Raw genomic sequence first — 15,547 nt, forward strand, 5'->3', positions numbered from 1 at the left:
GCAAAGGGCAGTTTGAAATCGCTGATGCTAATCCCTTGGAAGCTGCCTTCTGGCCCATTCTCCTTCGGGAATGGCCCGTCCGATATTGTAGCTGAAAGTGTCGATCACCATCGTTTCCGCATCGACCTTGCACGTGAAATCGATAGCATACCATTTGCGCTTGCTACGAAAGGCGCCGTCGCTGACCGTCAGGCCAGTTGCTGAAACGGAACCGCCTTCACGCGCAAGCATATCCGGAAAAGCGCCAGGTTGATGGCGGCGCACCTGTTCGAGCGCCTCGATACCGCATATCTGGATGATCCGGTCGTTGGGCGCGAGCTTGCCCAGCGCCTGTTTCACACGAGGATCGGACATGGCATCCTTCGAATAGATTTCGCGCGCTCGCGTCAGCTTTTTGGCTGGCGTCGCCGGTTTGGGAGCGTCGGCTTTCTGATCCTTTGCCGTTTGAGCTTTTTCGGACGTAGCTGGCTTTTCTTGCGGTGCGGGCGGCTTCTTTTCTTCAGCTGCCGCGATCTGACCGGTTTCGGATGGTTTTTCCTTAGCCTGCTCAGCATCCGTTGCCGCATCAGCCTCGGAGGGCTCGTCCGGCTTTTGCGTTTCTTCAGGTGTCGTGGGCGGCAGGTCCTGCTCTGGCGGCGATTTCACCTCCTGTTTAGCTGCCGCGGACTCGAACGCCTGCGGTTGCGGTGGAGGAGCGGCCTGTTCCGGTGTCTTTGGTGCCTTTGGCTGCGGCTTCTTTTCAGGGGGCGGCGGTTGAACCAGCTCCACATTGACGCTTTGTTCGGCAGCGGGCGAGGGAAGCTCCGGAAGGCGGATCAGAAACAGCAATGCCAGCATCAGATGCAAGGCGACCGAGGCGGGTAGTCCCCAACCGGCCTCTTGCAAAACTCTTCTGGTGAACTGCAGCATGGCTCCAACGATCAGGGACTCGAAAAGTTCAATCTAGAGCGCATCCTGAAAAGTGTGAAACGGTTTTCGGAAAGATGCGCGTCAAAATAAACAGTTAGAGCCCGACATTCGGCCTGTCGATAATTTCACGCAGGGCAAAGCTGGAATTGATCTTCACAACATGCGGAAGAGCCGAAAGCCAGTCGCGATGAATGCGCTCATAGTCTTCCAGATCGCGCGCCGCAACCCGCAGAATATAGTCATATTCGCCCGACATGAGGTAGCAGACCAGTACGTTAGGACACCGTTTCACCGCCGCCTCGAATTCGGACAGCGTCTTGGCGAATTGCCCCGAGAGCGAAATATGGACAATCGCAATCATCCGGTACTCGAGCGCCTTCTGGGAAAGGCGGGCGTGATAGCCCGCAATCACACCGCTCTTTTCAAGAATATCGAGGCGGCGCGAACAGGCTGAAGGCGACAGTCCAACCTTCTCCGCAAGTTCTGCATTGGTGATGCGTGCATTGGCCTGCAATGTCCTGAGAATTGCAAGATCGATAGGATCAAGATTGCTCATTCGAAGAACCTTCGAAAAAGAGGATAACTTGCGCAATAATTCACCAAAAAGACGGGACGGGCAAATCTTCTTTGCAAGGACATTGCGAGCCGCAGGTGTTCTCATTTTCGGATCGACAACGACCCACGGCAAGTGGGCAAAAAATGAGAGGAACGCTTATGCGTGTCGGTTGCCCGAAGGAAATCAAGAACCATGAATATCGTGTCGGACTGACCCCCGCCGCAGTTCGTGAATATGTGGCTCATGGCCACGAAGTCTGGATTGAAACAAAGGCAGGTGCCGGTATTGGTGCCGATGATGCCAGCTACATCGCGGCTGGCGCGAAAATTGCCGCTTCTGCAAAAGACATTTTCGAGAAGTGCGACATGATCGTGAAGGTCAAGGAGCCGCAGCCCTCCGAATGGGTGCAGCTTCGCGAAGGTCAGCTTCTCTACACCTATCTCCATCTTGCGCCCGACCCGGAACAGACCAAGGGGCTGCTTGCCTCCGGCGTAACGGCAATTGCCTATGAAACCGTAACGGATGATCGCGGCGGACTGCCGTTGCTCGCTCCGATGTCGGAAGTGGCGGGTCGCCTGTCGATACAGGCCGGTGCGACAGCGCTTCAGAAGGCAAATGGCGGCCTTGGCATTCTGCTGGGCGGTGTGCCCGGCGTACTTCCGGCAAAAGTCACGATTATCGGCGGTGGTGTCGTCGGGCTTCATGCAGCCAGAATGGCAGCGGGCCTTGGCGCCGACATATGCATTCTTGATCGCTCGCTGCCGCGTCTGCGCCAGCTCGACGATATATTCGCCGGTCGCGTTCACACGCGCTATTCCAGCATTCAGGCGCTGGAAGACGAAGTCTTCTCTGCCGATCTCGTCATCGGCGCCGTGCTGATCCCCGGTGCTGCAGCGCCGAAACTCGTTACCCATGAAATGTTGTCCGGCATGAAGAAGGGTGCGGTTATCGTCGACGTGGCTATCGATCAGGGAGGCTGCTTCGAGACCTCCCATGCCACGACACATTCCGATCCCACTTACGAAGTGGACGGGATCGTGCATTACTGCGTGGCCAATATGCCGGGCGCCGTTCCGGTGACCTCGGCCCATGCCCTCAACAATGCGACCCTTCATTACGGTCTGGCGCTTGCCGATCGTGGTCTGAGGGCGCTTGCCGAGGACAAACATCTGCGCAACGGCCTGAATGTCTACAAGGGACGCATCACCAACAGGCCCGTCGCGGAAGCGCTGGGCTATGAAGCTTTTGCGCCCGAAAGCGTTCTGAACGTGGCATAGGGCCTTGCAAGGCGGCGCCAGTCACTCGGAGCCGCCTTGATTGTCGGGACTGTGGACAAGTGAGGCGGGTGCCGCAACGGGGCACGTCGGCATGGATTGACAAGCTGTCCGAACCGTCTATAACCGTAAATGCAGACTGAAGATTTAAGACCATCTGCAAGGGTGGTCTTATTGCGTCTGGAATCCGGATAAGTCCTCTTGCAGATGTCTTAGCGACGTTGGGAGGACGCCGTAATGCACGGTAGCAAAATAGCCCTGAGGGGCGTGCCGGATATTATTTCCTACATTGATGCGAATGACGGTATTCGAGGCCGCGCCGGTATTATCTGGTGGCTTGCCCTCGGTGGCCTGTTCCTTGATGCCTTCGCCAATTCGGCGCTGAGCGCAGGGCTTGGGCCGATGACACGCGATCTGGGACTGGATGCGGCGCAGGTCGCGCTGATGACATCCTTCGCTTCGTGGGTAGCGATTGCATTCAATCCGATTGGTGGCTGGATCGCCGACCGCTGGGGCCGCATGCGCCCGCTGGTCTTCGCAAAGTTCATCGCCCTCATCGGCGCGGTGCTGGTGATGACGGCCCATTCCTATGAAGTTATTCTTATGGGGCGCTTCTTCGTGGGTGCCGCTTACGGCATCGATTTTGCCATTGCGATGGCCGTGCTCGCCGAATTCACACCGGCGCGCCTGCGCAGCCGTCTCAACACCTGGCAGGGCATCTGGTACACAGCCGTTTGTACAAACGTGCTTCTGGCCATGTTGTTCTATAGCTGGGATGTCGGTGACTCGATCTGGCGCTATTCGGTCGCGGCAACCGGTGTCTTCGCTTTCGCGATCATGATGCTGCAGCTCGTCTTCATGGTTGAAAGCCCAATCTGGCTTGCCCGCAAGGAAAGGCTGGAAGAGGCCGCTCGTGCGATGACCCGTATCTATCATCGCGATTTCGTTGCCGCCCTGCCGGAAGACCGTTTGCCGGTTCTCAATCAGGCTCGCCGCGGCATTGCCAATGTTGCCCTGATTTTCCGCGGCATCTATCTGCCGCGCACCATTCTTGCCGCGACCGTCCAGATCGGGCAGTCGATCCAGTATTTTGCCGTGGGCTGGTACCTGCCGCTCATCAGTGCGGCGCTGTTCGGCAAGGATTTCCTCTATGCCATGCTGGGCACGCTGGTGTTCAACGTCTTCGGCATCATCGGCGGTTTCTCTTCGCCGGTCATCGGGCGCGTACTTGGCTTGCGCAAGGCTTCCGCCATCGGCTTCGGTGCGGTCTTCGTCATGCTGGTCATCATGGGGCTGTTCCATGACACCATGCCGACCTGGCTTGCAGTGATCGTGCCTTCGCTGTTCATCCTGTTCCATTCTGGTGGTCCGGGCGCAAACGGCAAGAGCCTGTCGTCGCTCTCGTTCCGCAGCGAGCTGCGTGCAGGCGCCAACGGCATCATCGGTGCCCTCGGCGCCATGGGCGCGGCGCTTGGCCTTCTGGTTTTCCCGCTCTTCCGCGAGAATTACGGCCTCGGCCCGACGTTCCTGATCCTGTCGGTCGTTCCGCTGATTGCCTGCATCATCTGCTCGATCATTCAGTGGGACCCGACCCGTACCAAGGTCAGCCCGGATGACGAGCCGAATGCGCCGCAGTTCGAAGGCGACCGGTAACAACGGAGGATAATGTGAACGGACGCAAACAGGCCATTCTGGCCATTGATGAAGGAACGTCCGGAACCAGGGCCGCGCTTGTCGCGGCCGACGGTTCGGTCTCCGCCGTCAATTACACGACGCTTGCCGTCTCTTCCCCGCGTCACAACGTGGTGGAACAGGACGCCGATGTTCTTTTGCAAAAGACCATCGAAGTGTGCGGCAAGACGATTGCCGCAGCGCGTGATGCTGGCGTGGAAATCGCTGCAATGGCAATCGCCACGCAGCGCGCGACCGGTGTTCTGTGGGATACGCAAACGGGTCGGGCGCTGGTCCCGGCCATGGTCTGGCAGGATTCGCGCTATGCAGAAGAGCTGAAACCGCTTGGGGCCATATGGGACGCGAAACTCGTGTCGCTTGCCGGGCGTCCTGTCGGCGGACGGGCGATCTATCTGTGGGCGGCGCGCCACATGCAGGAAACGCCCGCCGTGCGCGAGGCATGGAAGGCAAAAAGGCTTGCTTTCGGCACCGTCGACACCTGGTTGCTCTGGAACCTGTCCGAAGAACGCAAAGCCGTCACCACGCCGACGAATGCGACCTCTGCCGGTGCCTATATTCTCGGTGAGAACCGCTATTTCACTGACTGGGTTGAGGCACAGGATTTTCCGCTGGAGCTGTTGCCCGAGCTGAAACAGGACGCTGACGATTTCGGTTATACGCGGCAGGATATTCTGGGTATCCGCGTGCCGATCAAGGCGTCCTGCGGTGATCAGCTGGGCGGTCTTGTCGGTCTTGGCTGTCACGATGCGGGGCAGGCCATGTGCGTGCATGGCACGGGCAGCTTCGTTGATCTTGTGATCGGAAAGCAGACGCCGAAAAATCCCGGCCTCTATGAAGCAACTTTCACCATGACGGCCTGGCGGAGCGAGAACCTCTCGCATTTCGCGGTCGAGACCTATGCCGCCACAACAGGATCAGCGCTCAACTGGCTTTGCAATGAAATGCGCTGGTTCGAGAATGCCAGGGAAATCAGCGAACTGGCTGCAACCGTGCCGTCTTCCGACGGCCTGTTCTTCATGCCAACCCTGACGGGATTGCGCCAGCCGAATATCGTTCCGGATGGCCGGGCATCGCTGACCGGGCTTTCGATGGCACACAGCCGGGCGCATCTTGCTCATGCCATTCTGGAAGGCATTGCCCATTCGGTCGTCTCCTGTGCGGAGGCGAGCTCGGAAGTGGCTGGCGTTCCTGTGCGGGAAGTGGTGGCAGGCGGAGGGCTTTCCTCCAGCGACACGCTGCTGCAATTGCAGGCTGATCTCAGTGGTGTGCCAGTAAGGCGCATGGCGGATCAGGATCGCGCGAGCCTGCGGGGCACCGCGTTTCTGGCAGGTAGCGATGGCTTGCTCTGGAGCGACCTTGCGGAAGCCCGCGCCACGCTGCCCGAAGGCAATCTTTTCATCCCCAAGACCAGCGAAGCGGAAAGACAGGACCGCAGAGCGCGATGGCACGCCCTCACGGATGAGGAAGTCGCACGCGTCCGATCCGGTCATTATGAATAAACAGGAGTTGAAATGCTGAATCTGCGCTCCCGGCGCGCGGACAAGGATCGCGCCCGGATGATCCGCACCGAGCCGCTGAGGCTGAACCGGTCGGAACAGGAAGACCGTCTTGCCACTGAAACCTACGATATTCTGATCGTCGGTGGCGGCGTGACCGGTGCTTATTGCGCCTTTGACGCAAGTCTGCGCGGCTTTCGTGTTGCGCTGGTTGAGAAGGATGATTTTGCATCCGGCACGTCGTCAAAATCCTCCAAGATGGTGCATGGCGGCTTGCGCTATATCGAGCAGGGCAATCTTGGCCTGGTTCGTCATTCCCTGCTGGAGCGCCAGCGCCTGCGCCGCAATGCAAGCCATCTGGTGCAGCGCCTGCCGTTTCTCTTTCCCATTCTGGAACGGGATGGTGTGTTCGATTCACGCTTCGCCAAGGCGTTTGAAGGCTTGCTCTGGACATATGATCTGGCCGGCGGCTGGCGCGAAGGCATTCTGCACCAGAAGCTGACCGCTGCCGAAGTGCTCGCCCACTGCCCGACCTTCAAGGACGAATATCTGCGCGGCGGCCTCATGTATTTCGACGCCCGTGTCGATGATGCTCGCCTGACGCTGGCGCTTGCCCGCTCTGCCGGTTTTCATGGGGCAACGGTCCTCAACCATTCGAAGGTCGCCGAGATTACCCGCAGTTCGGGCCGGGTCGATGGCGCTATCGTTCAGACGGTCGAGGGCAAGGAAATCCGCGTGCGCGCCAAGACCGTCATCATGGCGACTGGTGTATGGCTGCGCGACTGGATGGGGCTTGGCAAGGATGGCGAAAAGCCGTTGCATGTGCGCCCGGCCAAGGGCGTTCACGTCGCTATCCCCTGGCTGAAAATCCGCAACGACTGCACGGTGACGGTGCCTGTACCGGGGCGCAGCCGCCGTGCGACCATCACGCGCTGGGGCAATGTCTCCTATCTCGGCACCACCGACGAGGATTATCAGGGCGACCTCGATGATGTGCATTGCACGCGCCGCGAGCTTGATTTTCTGATCGAGGGCGCGTGCAGCGCGCTCAATATCGACCTGACGCCGGATGATGTCGTCGGCAGCATTGCCGGTTGCCGTCCGCTGGTCGCTGCCTCGTCAGGCGGCAGCACCATGGATGTCAAGCGAGACCATTCCGTGCATGTTGCGCCGGATGGCCTTGTCACGATTGTGGGCGGCAAGCTGACGACGTCGCGCCACATGGCCGAACAGACGGTGGATGCTGCTGCGAAAGTTCTCGGCGATCGTCGTCGCTGTACCACGAAAAAGGCATTTCTGCTGGGCGCTGCCGGTTATGACGCGCAGGCAATCGTGGCCTCCGGCGGCGTGGAAGCGCATCTGGGCGAACGTTACGGCACGGAATCGCGCTTTGTCAGCGATCTGATGGCTGCCCGTCCTGAACTGGCCGAGCCCATTGTGGAAGGACTGCCCTATACCGGCGGCGAAGTCGTCTATGCCGCCCGGCACGAACTTGCCCGAACCATCGATGACGTGCTGTCGCGTCGTATGCGTGCCCGCCTGATGGCGCGCGATGCCTCCGCCCGCGCTGCCGCAAAAGTTGGCGCCTTGCTGGGTGAGGAACTTGGTCTTCCCCAGGCCGAAATCGACCGTCAGGTCGCCGCCTATGTGGCCGCGACCGAAAAAGAAAAATCCATTCTCACAGGAGCGAACTGAACATGATCAGCAAGGAAGCCATCAAGCGCGGTTACAATCGCGGAAATTATGTCGTCGGCGCCCCGACCCAGCCGCATTATGCCGGTAGCATCAAGGAAATCGGCACCGAGGCCGATCTGGCTCAAAACGCCGTTTCGGTGGATGCTGCTCTCGTCGAGAAGCTGCAGGGCGTTGCGGACGAAGTTCTGACCGCGCGCGAAGATCTCGTTGTGAACACCCGCGACTGGTGGGCGCGCACGATGGTCGCGGAAACGGGCGGAAAGCCTGCAACGGTTGACGGCGTATTCGTTCGCGTTTCGACGGTGGAGCAGGTGCAGGCCGTCATGCGCCTTGCGTATGAAGCCAAGGTTCCGGTTACTGTTTCTGCAGGGCGCTCCAACGTTACGGGCGCGGCGCTGCCGCTGCGCGGCGGTATCGTTCTCGATGTCTGCAATCTCAACCGTCTTGTCAGCTTTGATGCGGACAGCCAGATCGTTGAAGTTGAAGCTGGTATGTTCGGCGATATTTTCGAGGAAACGATCCAGCGCGACTATGGCATGACCATGGGGCACTGGCCATCTTCATACGGTATCAGCACCGTGGGAGGCTGGATCGCCTGCCGCGGCGCAGGCCAGCTTTCCACGCGCTACGGCAAGATCGAGGATATGGTCTACGGCATGGAAGTCGTGCTGGCCGACGGTTCGCTGGTGACGGTTGGAAACTATGCCCGCGCAGCGATCGGCCCCGATCTGCAGCAGATCTTCATCGGTTCGGAAGGCACGCTCGGCATCATCGTGAAGGCGCGCCTGAAACTGCATCGCCTGCCGGACTATGCTCGCGCGATCGCTTATGGCTTCAAGAGCTTCGGCATCGGTCTGGAAGCCTGCCGCCGTATCATGCAGGGCGGTGCCAATCCGGCAGCTTTGCGTCTTTACGACGAGCTGGAAAGTGGTGTGCAGTTCGGTTTGCCGGAAAGCAACGTGCTGCTGATTGCCGATGAAGGCGCGAAGGAAATGGTCGATGCCGTTATGGCGATCAGCGAAAGGGTTTGCGCCGAACTCGGTGACAAGCTTGATGGCGACGCGATCTTCGAGAAATGGCTCGATACGCGCTATCTGACCGGCAAGAGTGCGGAGGGCTTCAAGCGCAGCCCCGGTTTTGTTGCCGATACGCTGGAAATGACCGGATGCTGGCGCGATCTGCCTGCGATCTATGATGAGGTGGTTGCCGCCATCAATGCAGTGCCGGGTACACTCGCCGGTTCGGCGCACCAGTCACATGCCTATGTCGACGGCGCCTGCCTCTATTTCTCGCTGCGCGGTGACGTGGACGTGGAAAAACGCGCTGAATGGTATCGTGCTGCATGGGATGCTGCCAATGCCGTTCTAATCAAGTATGGTGCAGCATTGAGCCATCACCACGGCGTCGGACTGCTTCGCGCGCCTTACATGAAGGACGCTCTCGGATCGGCATTTCCGTTGCTGGAAACGGTGAAGAAGGCGCTCGACCCGGACAACCTGCTTAACCCCGGCAAGCTCGGACTTTCGCTCGACATGCCAAGAGACGGAAAATGATGGAATGACATTGGACAGAACGATCGGTGAGCGGCTTTTACGGGCGCCAGTCATGGCAACGCTCTACGGCGTCGAGAATCTTCAGGCATTTCTGGACAGCAAGGCGGAAGTGGGCATCGTTGCCAACATCGCACTGCGCCATGTGGCTGAAGTGCTGAATGCGCTGAAGAAAAGCAACAAGCTGATCGTTCTGAACATCGACAGTTGCGAAGGCCTGTCGCAGGACAAGGGAGCTATCGAGTTTCTTGCCGAGATTGGCATTTCGGTTCTGCTGTCGACCCGCGTTCCAACAATCCAGAAGGCCGCGCAATGCGGCCTCCTGACCATGCAGAAGGTCTTTGTTACCGACCGCTCCACATGGCCCCGCAGCCTGAAGGCGATCTCGCAAAGCGCACCCAATCTGGTGCAGATCATGCCATCGCCGATGCTGGGTTATCTCTCGGTGGAGGACAAGCGCCGCCTGCCGCCTATCGTGGCGTCAGGATTCATCTGCAACGAAAGCGATGTCGGTACAGCGATGACACAGGGTGCAATCGCTGTTTCCTCAAGCAACAAGTCGCTCTGGAACTATTCCGGTGCTTCGGCCTTGCGCGGGAAGGGAAAAAGCTAGATTAGGCTGCTGTGAACTAAATTGTTGCACGACCTTGTTTTGAACAAGATGTGCACCTATATGGCTGTCATAGGCATTGCTTAAGAGCGCTGGAACGCGTCTGTCGCTCGCAATAGCCTTCATCGCTTGATGCTTTTGACCACGGATGTACTGGCACTGGTAGGAAAGCGATGATCAGGAAGGTCGGTGCGTTTTCGCCCCGGCCTTTTTTGTTGTCTGCAGTTTCGCGAGAATGAAGCAAAACGGCCTGCTGAATTTTTCAAGCAGGCCGTTCGTCTAAAGCATTTCCTGTTTTGATTGAATCATTGGAAATGCTCTATCTGTTTGTTTTTACGCATGTCTTTATCCCAAAAACCGGTTCCCACTTTCGGGAGACATGCTCTAGAAATTAAGCAGCGAGTGCTTCGTCTTCCGAGGTCGGGACTTCAGAGATCGTCTTCAGAACCTGCGAAGCGATCTGGTACGGGCAGCCCTGCGAGTTCGGGCGGCGATCTTCCAGATAGCCGCGATATCCATCCCTGACGAACGCGTGTGGAACGCGGATCGAAGCGCCGCGGTCGGCAACGCCGTAGGAGAACTTGTTCCATGGGGCGGTTTCATGCTTGCCGGTCAGGCGCATGTGGTTGTCCGGGCCGTAAACGTCGATATGGTCCTGAAGGTTCTTGTCGAACTGCGCCATGAGCGCCTCGAAATAGTCCTTGCCGCCCACTTCACGCATATATTTGGTCGAGAAGTTGCAGTGCATGCCCGAACCGTTCCAATCGGTGTCGCCGAGCGGCTTGCAATGGAATTCGATATCGATTTCGTACTGCTCGCAGAGACGAAGCAGGAGATAGCGGGCCATCCAGATCTGGTCGGCGGCGTTCTTGGAGCCCTTGCCGAAAATCTGGAACTCCCACTGGCCCTTGGCCACTTCCGCATTGATGCCTTCGTGATTGATGCCGGCATCGAGGCAGAGATCAAGATGTTCCTCGACGATCTTGCGGGCGATGGAGCCGACATTCTTGTAGCCGACGCCGGTGTAATAGGGACCCTGCGGGGCAGGGAAACCCTGTTCCGGGAAGCCGAGCGGGCGACCATCCTTGTAGAAGAAATATTCCTGCTCGAAACCGAACCATGCATCGTCGTCTTCAAGGACGGTTGCGCGGCTGTTGGACGGGTGCGGCGTGACGCCATCCGGCATCATGACTTCGCACATCACAAGAACACCGTTCTTGCGCGCAGGATCGGGATAGATCGCGACCGGCTTCAAGACGCAATCGGAGCTGCGGCCTTCGGCCTGCATCGTCGATGAGCCGTCGAAGCCCCAGAGCGGCAGTTGCTCAAGCGTAGGGAAAGCGTCGAATTCCTTGATCTGCGTCTTGCCGCGCAGGCCAGCAGCAGGGGTGCATCCATCGAGCCAAATGTATTCGAGCTTGTACTTGGTCATCGCTAGTCTCTCTGTCATCCTCGGTTGATCAATCACCACAAGTCATGCGGTGTCGCGCGGCTCGGTGTTCGATTTAATAGAAGCAAGGACCGTGCCAGTTTCGAATTTGGCGCATTTTTAAGGTGGAAACGGCAAATGCGACCGAGCGGGCAAGATTTGCGCAACAGAAAGCGGAAAATGTCTGCTCAAAAAACAGGCAACGGATTACAATTTCATCACGCCTGATATTCAGCTTGCATCATCCCGGTCTCGCCGCTTGTCATTCGGGAGCAGAAAGCCGGGAAATTCAAAGGCATAAAGCAAAATCGAACAGGCGGACAGAATAAGTCGTTGGACGCTCCGGCCACCATTCTTCACCTTATCCTCAAACAAAAGGGGAGTGACTGATGGCACGTTCGATCAACAGAAAATCGGCTTTTCTGGCAAGTTTAGCGTTGAGTGTTTCGGCAATGACTGTTTTCGCGGCCAATGCTGCGGAAATTACCGTGATGGGATATCGCGGCGCATTCCAGGACAATTACGTCAAGGCCGTCATCGAACCGTTCCAGAAGGAACATCCCGACATCACGGTCACCTATTACGGCGTGCAGAATGCCGCGACATCGCTCGGCAACATGCGCGCCCAGAAATCCTCGCCTCAAACGGATGCGGTCATCTATGACCTTTCGGTCGCCAAGATTGCCGATGAGGAAGGGCTGGTCGAAAAGCTCGATCCGGCATCGCTCAAAAATTATGCGGATGTTGCCGATCTCGGCAAGGAACTCGCTGGTTCCGCAATTCCCATTACATATGACACGCTTTCGCTGCTTTATAACCACGATGCATTTGCGGAAAGTCCACCGGTTAGCTGGGAAGCGCTCTGGGACAAGCAGCAAAGCGGCAAGGTCATCATCCCGGCGCAGGGCGGCGGCGATATTCAGGCCATCCTGCTGACGATCATCGCGAACCGTCTCGCTGGTGAAGACGACTATACGAAGACTGTGAAGCCGGGCGTCGACAAGCTGGTGGAACTGGCGCCTGCCGTGCAGACGTGGGAACCGAAGCCCGATGCCTATACGCTGGTTGCAAACGGCACGGCGACCTTGTCCATCGGCTATAATGCTCGCGCCCAGTTCTACTTCGACCAGACCGGCGGAAAGCTTCAGTCGGTTGGACCGAAGGAAGGCACGGCTGCGCAAGTGAACGTCATCAGTGCGATTGCCAACGGCAAGAACATGGATGCAACCAGGATATTCATCGATTATGCAATAAGTCCCGAGGCGCAAGCCCGGTTCGCCGAGATCATGTTCTATGCGCCATCGAACACGAAAGCGGATGTGAACGACGAAACGAAAAAGCGCATCCCGTACATGGATACGGCCCAGCGCGAAAAGCTCATTCCTGTCAACTGGATGACAATCGGCGATATGCGCGACAAGCTGCTCAATCCCTGGCGCCGTCAGATCATTCCGGCTGGTCGTTAGATCCCTACCTCACCCTGAAATTCACGCTTCCGCCCCGTTTCGCCGGGGCGGCAACGACCCCTCACAGGTTTCGATATGGTAGCAGAAAACTCATTTCTACAGTTGAAGGCTCTCACCAAGCTCTACGGTAACAATTACCGGGCAGTGGACGACCTTCATCTCGATCTGCCACGCGGAAAACTGCTCGGTCTCCTCGGCCCATCCGGTTGCGGCAAGACGACGACTTTGCGCATGATTGCCGGTCTCGCCTCGATATCAGACGGTAACATCCTGATCGATGGCAACGATATTTCACACAGGCCGCCCCATCAGCGCGATATCGGTCTGGTTTTCCAGAACTACGCCTTGTTCCCGCATATGACCGTGGCCGAAAATGTCGCTTTCGGTCTCGATATGCGCAAGGTCGGCAAGGCCGAAGCGAAGAAGCGGGTCGAGGAAGCGCTCGAAATGGTGCGGCTTCCCGGCTACGGTTCGCGCAAGCCGAAAGAAATGTCTGGTGGTCAGCAGCAGCGCGTGGCATTGGCGCGCGCGCTGGTTATCCGCCCGCGCATTCTTCTGCTCGACGAGCCCCTGTCCAATCTGGATGCGAAGCTGCGCGACGACATGCGGATCGAAATCCGCGAGATCCAGAAGCGCCTCGACATCACCACGGTTTTCGTTACGCATGACCAGGTCGAAGCGCTCACAATGTGCGATGTCGTCGGCGTGATGGATAGCGGCAAGCTGGCGCAACTCGGTTCGCCGGAAGAAATCTATGAAAAGCCGTCCTCCCTGTTTGTGGCCAAATTTGTCGGTCGCGCCAATGTCCATGATTGCGAGATCGTCGACGAAAATGTCTGTCGGCTGGGCAGCGGCACCTATCGCTGCAACACGCATGGAAAGTCGCGCGGCTCAGGGCAGATTGCCATTCGTCCGCATCGCATCAATCTCACGCCCAACCGCGATCGCAATCTTGTCAGCGTCGTAACCAACAGCGCGCACGGCGTGGTCGAGCGCACGACCTATATCGGTGACATCGTTCAATACGACATCGAGATCGAGGGCGCTTGCCTGAAAGTAGAAGTACCGACCGCCAGCGCGGGACATGCGTTCCATACCGGTGACCGGCTGCTGTGCGAATGGAAACCGGAAGATATGCTGGTTTTCGGGAGCTGATGTCATGACAGCGATCACGTCAACCGATATCATTCCGGCAAAGCCATCGAGACGCAGGCGCTATAGTCTCGTCGCAGTTGCGCTCCTTCTGCCGATGGCCTTGATCAATCTCATCGCCTTCATCGCGCCGGTTGCGCATCTGGCTCAAATATCCTTCCTGCAGAGCGAAAGCGGCGGCGTCCTGACAGACCGCTACACGTTCGAAAACTACATCAATTTCTTCACCGACAGCTTCAATTGGGGGCTTGTGTTCAACTCGCTCTGGCTGAGCGCGTTCATCACGCTGGCAACGCTGGTTTGCGCCTATCCAATAGCGCTTTTCCTGCATCGTGTTTCGCCGGTCTGGCGCAACTTCCTTTTCGTGGTGACAGTCTCGCCGTTGCTCGTCAGCAGTGTGGTGCGCACCTATGGCTGGATGGTGCTTCTCGGCGACCAGGGGCTCGTCAATGGAGCCTTGATGAATCTCGGCCTCATTTCCTCCCCCATCAGGCTCGTCAACAATACGCTCGGCGTATTCATCGGCATGGTGGAAATCCTGATCCCCTATATGGCGCTGTCGCTGATTGCCGGTTTCGGGCGTCTGAACGCCTCGCTTGAAGAAGCTGCGGCATCCCTTGGCGCCAATGCCTTCACGCGGTTTCGCCGGATCATCCTGCCGCTTACCTTGCCGGGTATCGCACTTGGCTGCCTGCTTTGCTTCGTGCTGGCGATCAGCTCCTTCATCACGCCGAAATTGCTGGGCGGCGGACGCGTGTTCCTGCTGGCGACGGAAATCTACGATCAGGCTGTGATCCAGCTTGAATGGCCGCGTGCCGCCGCAACCTCCGTCATTGTCCTGATCATCTTCGGTCTCGCCTTGATGGTCTATTCCCGCATCGCACGTCGTATCGACTGACTGGCAAAGGAGAAACGAGATGATTGGTTCAACTTCATTGCCATTCCGCCTTCTGGTCGGCCTGCTCTATCTGTTCCTGCTGGCCCCCATTCTGGTCGTCGTGCCGCTATCGTTCAGCAACGACAACTATCTCACTTTTCCGCCGCAGAGTTGGGGTGTGCGGTGGTATGCGGAAATGCTGCACCATGAAACGCTCATTCAGGCGTTCTGGATCAGCCTCGGCATTGCATCTGTCGTCACCGTCCTGTCGCTGCTGGCGGGTATCCCGGCGGCCTATGCGATCCGCCGCTATCAGTTCCGTGGACGCGAAGCAGTGCTGAACCTCTTCACCGCGCCGCTGCTTCTGCCGTCCATCGTGCTTGGCCTTGCCATTCTGCTGGTCTTCGTGCGGCTGGAACTGCTCGGAACGTTCACCGGTCTGGTGATCGCCCATCTGATCGTGACGACCCCTTACGTCATCCGCATCATGATAACGGCATTCTCGACTTTGCCGCCATCGGTAGAAGAGGCCGCCACGATGCTGGGCGCATCGCCGTTCACCGTGTTTCGTCGCATCACCCTGCCGTTGATGATGCCGGGTCTGGTGGCAAGTGCGGCTTTGTCCTTCCTCCTGTCATTCGATGAGGTGGTGATCTCGCTCTTCATCACCGGACCGCGCATGACGACGCTGCCGGTTGAAATCTTCAACTATGTCGAAAGCCGCACCGACCCGATGACCGCTTCCATCTCGGTCGTGCTGATCGCAGCCACGCTGCTCATCATCTTCGTTATCGAACGCACACTCGGATTGTCACGCACAATCGGCAAATAACCTCCCAAC

At 58.0% G+C, this 15,547-nt stretch carries 13 protein-coding genes; 10 read left to right on the forward strand and 3 right to left on the reverse strand.

All coding sequences use genetic code 11. The features are described from left to right. Positions 1–27: 27 nt before the first annotated feature. Both HWX93_RS18465 and HWX93_RS18470 read right to left on the reverse strand, forming a co-directional pair. On the reverse strand, positions 28–909 hold the full coding sequence (locus HWX93_RS18465) for a DUF930 domain-containing protein (RefSeq protein ID WP_176038234.1): 882 nt from the start codon (positions 907–909) through the stop codon (positions 28–30). 94 nt (positions 910–1,003) lie between these two features. Then, positions 1,004–1,465 (reverse strand): Lrp/AsnC family transcriptional regulator, encoded by a 462-nt coding sequence (locus HWX93_RS18470; RefSeq protein WP_109988063.1) that lies wholly within the window; start codon positions 1,463–1,465, stop codon positions 1,004–1,006. 158 nt (positions 1,466–1,623) lie between these two features. On the opposite strand from HWX93_RS18470, the gene ald reads away from it, so the two are divergent. The 6 genes from ald to HWX93_RS18500 all read left to right on the forward strand — a co-directional run bounded on the left by ald (position 1,624) and on the right by HWX93_RS18500 (position 9,785). Beyond that, positions 1,624–2,742: an alanine dehydrogenase gene (gene ald, locus HWX93_RS18475; protein ID WP_176038301.1), complete on the forward strand. Its 1,119-nt coding sequence runs from the start codon at positions 1,624–1,626 to the stop codon at positions 2,740–2,742. 234 nt (positions 2,743–2,976) lie between these two features. Beyond that, on the forward strand, positions 2,977–4,392 hold the full coding sequence (locus HWX93_RS18480) for an MFS transporter (protein ID WP_176038235.1): 1,416 nt from the start codon (positions 2,977–2,979) through the stop codon (positions 4,390–4,392). 14 nt (positions 4,393–4,406) lie between these two features. After that, positions 4,407–5,930 (forward strand): FGGY-family carbohydrate kinase, encoded by a 1,524-nt coding sequence (locus HWX93_RS18485; protein ID WP_176038236.1) that lies wholly within the window; start codon positions 4,407–4,409, stop codon positions 5,928–5,930. 12 nt (positions 5,931–5,942) lie between these two features. Further along, a complete protein-coding gene (locus tag HWX93_RS18490) occupies positions 5,943–7,622 on the forward strand; it encodes a glycerol-3-phosphate dehydrogenase/oxidase (RefSeq protein WP_176038238.1) in 1,680 nt (559 codons plus the stop codon). A 2-nt stretch (positions 7,623–7,624) separates the two neighbouring features. Continuing rightward, the gene (locus tag HWX93_RS18495) at positions 7,625–9,175 is read left to right on the forward strand and encodes an FAD-binding oxidoreductase (RefSeq protein WP_176038239.1); all 1,551 of its coding nucleotides are present in this window, start codon (positions 7,625–7,627) and stop codon (positions 9,173–9,175) included. 4 nt (positions 9,176–9,179) lie between these two features. Further along, positions 9,180–9,785 (forward strand): glycerol-3-phosphate responsive antiterminator, encoded by a 606-nt coding sequence (locus HWX93_RS18500; protein WP_235969142.1) that lies wholly within the window; start codon positions 9,180–9,182, stop codon positions 9,783–9,785. Between the two features lie 388 nt (positions 9,786–10,173). Here the strand turns inward: HWX93_RS18500 and HWX93_RS18505 are convergent, their stop codons facing one another. Then, on the reverse strand, positions 10,174–11,214 hold the full coding sequence (locus tag HWX93_RS18505; RefSeq protein ID WP_176038240.1) for a glutamine synthetase beta-grasp domain-containing protein: 1,041 nt from the start codon (positions 11,212–11,214) through the stop codon (positions 10,174–10,176). Between the two features lie 386 nt (positions 11,215–11,600). Between HWX93_RS18505 and HWX93_RS18510 the strand changes: the two genes are divergently transcribed. The 4 genes from HWX93_RS18510 (at position 11,601) to HWX93_RS18525 (ending at position 15,538) form a co-directional block, all read left to right on the forward strand. Continuing rightward, positions 11,601–12,677, forward strand: a complete 1,077-nt coding sequence (locus HWX93_RS18510; protein WP_176038242.1) for an extracellular solute-binding protein — start codon at positions 11,601–11,603, stop codon at positions 12,675–12,677. Positions 12,678–12,752: 75 nt separating this feature from the next. Next, positions 12,753–13,832: an ABC transporter ATP-binding protein gene (locus HWX93_RS18515; protein ID WP_109988053.1), complete on the forward strand. Its 1,080-nt coding sequence runs from the start codon at positions 12,753–12,755 to the stop codon at positions 13,830–13,832. A 4-nt stretch (positions 13,833–13,836) separates the two neighbouring features. Then, positions 13,837–14,727 (forward strand): ABC transporter permease, encoded by an 891-nt coding sequence (locus tag HWX93_RS18520; protein WP_176038244.1) that lies wholly within the window; start codon positions 13,837–13,839, stop codon positions 14,725–14,727. 19 nt (positions 14,728–14,746) lie between these two features. Further along, positions 14,747–15,538, forward strand: a complete 792-nt coding sequence (locus HWX93_RS18525) for an ABC transporter permease (protein WP_006470062.1) — start codon at positions 14,747–14,749, stop codon at positions 15,536–15,538. Positions 15,539–15,547 lie beyond the last annotated feature (9 nt).

This window comes from Brucella tritici (assembly GCF_902825325.1).
Lineage (GTDB): Bacteria > Pseudomonadota > Alphaproteobacteria > Rhizobiales > Rhizobiaceae > Brucella.

Coding starts and splice junctions, on each gene's coding strand:
- HWX93_RS18525 (WP_006470062.1), top strand. CDS start 14,747: ATGATTGGTTCAACTTCATTGCCATTCCGCCTTCTGGTCGGCCTGCTC.
- HWX93_RS18505 (WP_176038240.1), bottom strand. CDS start 11,214: ATGACCAAGTACAAGCTCGAATACATTTGGCTCGATGGATGCACCCCT.
- HWX93_RS18490 (WP_176038238.1), top strand. CDS start 5,943: ATGCTGAATCTGCGCTCCCGGCGCGCGGACAAGGATCGCGCCCGGATG.
- HWX93_RS18470 (WP_109988063.1), bottom strand. CDS start 1,465: ATGAGCAATCTTGATCCTATCGATCTTGCAATTCTCAGGACATTGCAG.
- HWX93_RS18465 (WP_176038234.1), bottom strand. CDS start 909: ATGCTGCAGTTCACCAGAAGAGTTTTGCAAGAGGCCGGTTGGGGACTA.
- HWX93_RS18520 (WP_176038244.1), top strand. CDS start 13,837: ATGACAGCGATCACGTCAACCGATATCATTCCGGCAAAGCCATCGAGA.
- HWX93_RS18495 (WP_176038239.1), top strand. CDS start 7,625: ATGATCAGCAAGGAAGCCATCAAGCGCGGTTACAATCGCGGAAATTAT.
- HWX93_RS18515 (WP_109988053.1), top strand. CDS start 12,753: ATGGTAGCAGAAAACTCATTTCTACAGTTGAAGGCTCTCACCAAGCTC.
- HWX93_RS18480 (WP_176038235.1), top strand. CDS start 2,977: ATGCACGGTAGCAAAATAGCCCTGAGGGGCGTGCCGGATATTATTTCC.
- HWX93_RS18510 (WP_176038242.1), top strand. CDS start 11,601: ATGGCACGTTCGATCAACAGAAAATCGGCTTTTCTGGCAAGTTTAGCG.
- HWX93_RS18500 (WP_235969142.1), top strand. CDS start 9,180: ATGACATTGGACAGAACGATCGGTGAGCGGCTTTTACGGGCGCCAGTC.
- ald (WP_176038301.1), top strand. CDS start 1,624: ATGCGTGTCGGTTGCCCGAAGGAAATCAAGAACCATGAATATCGTGTC.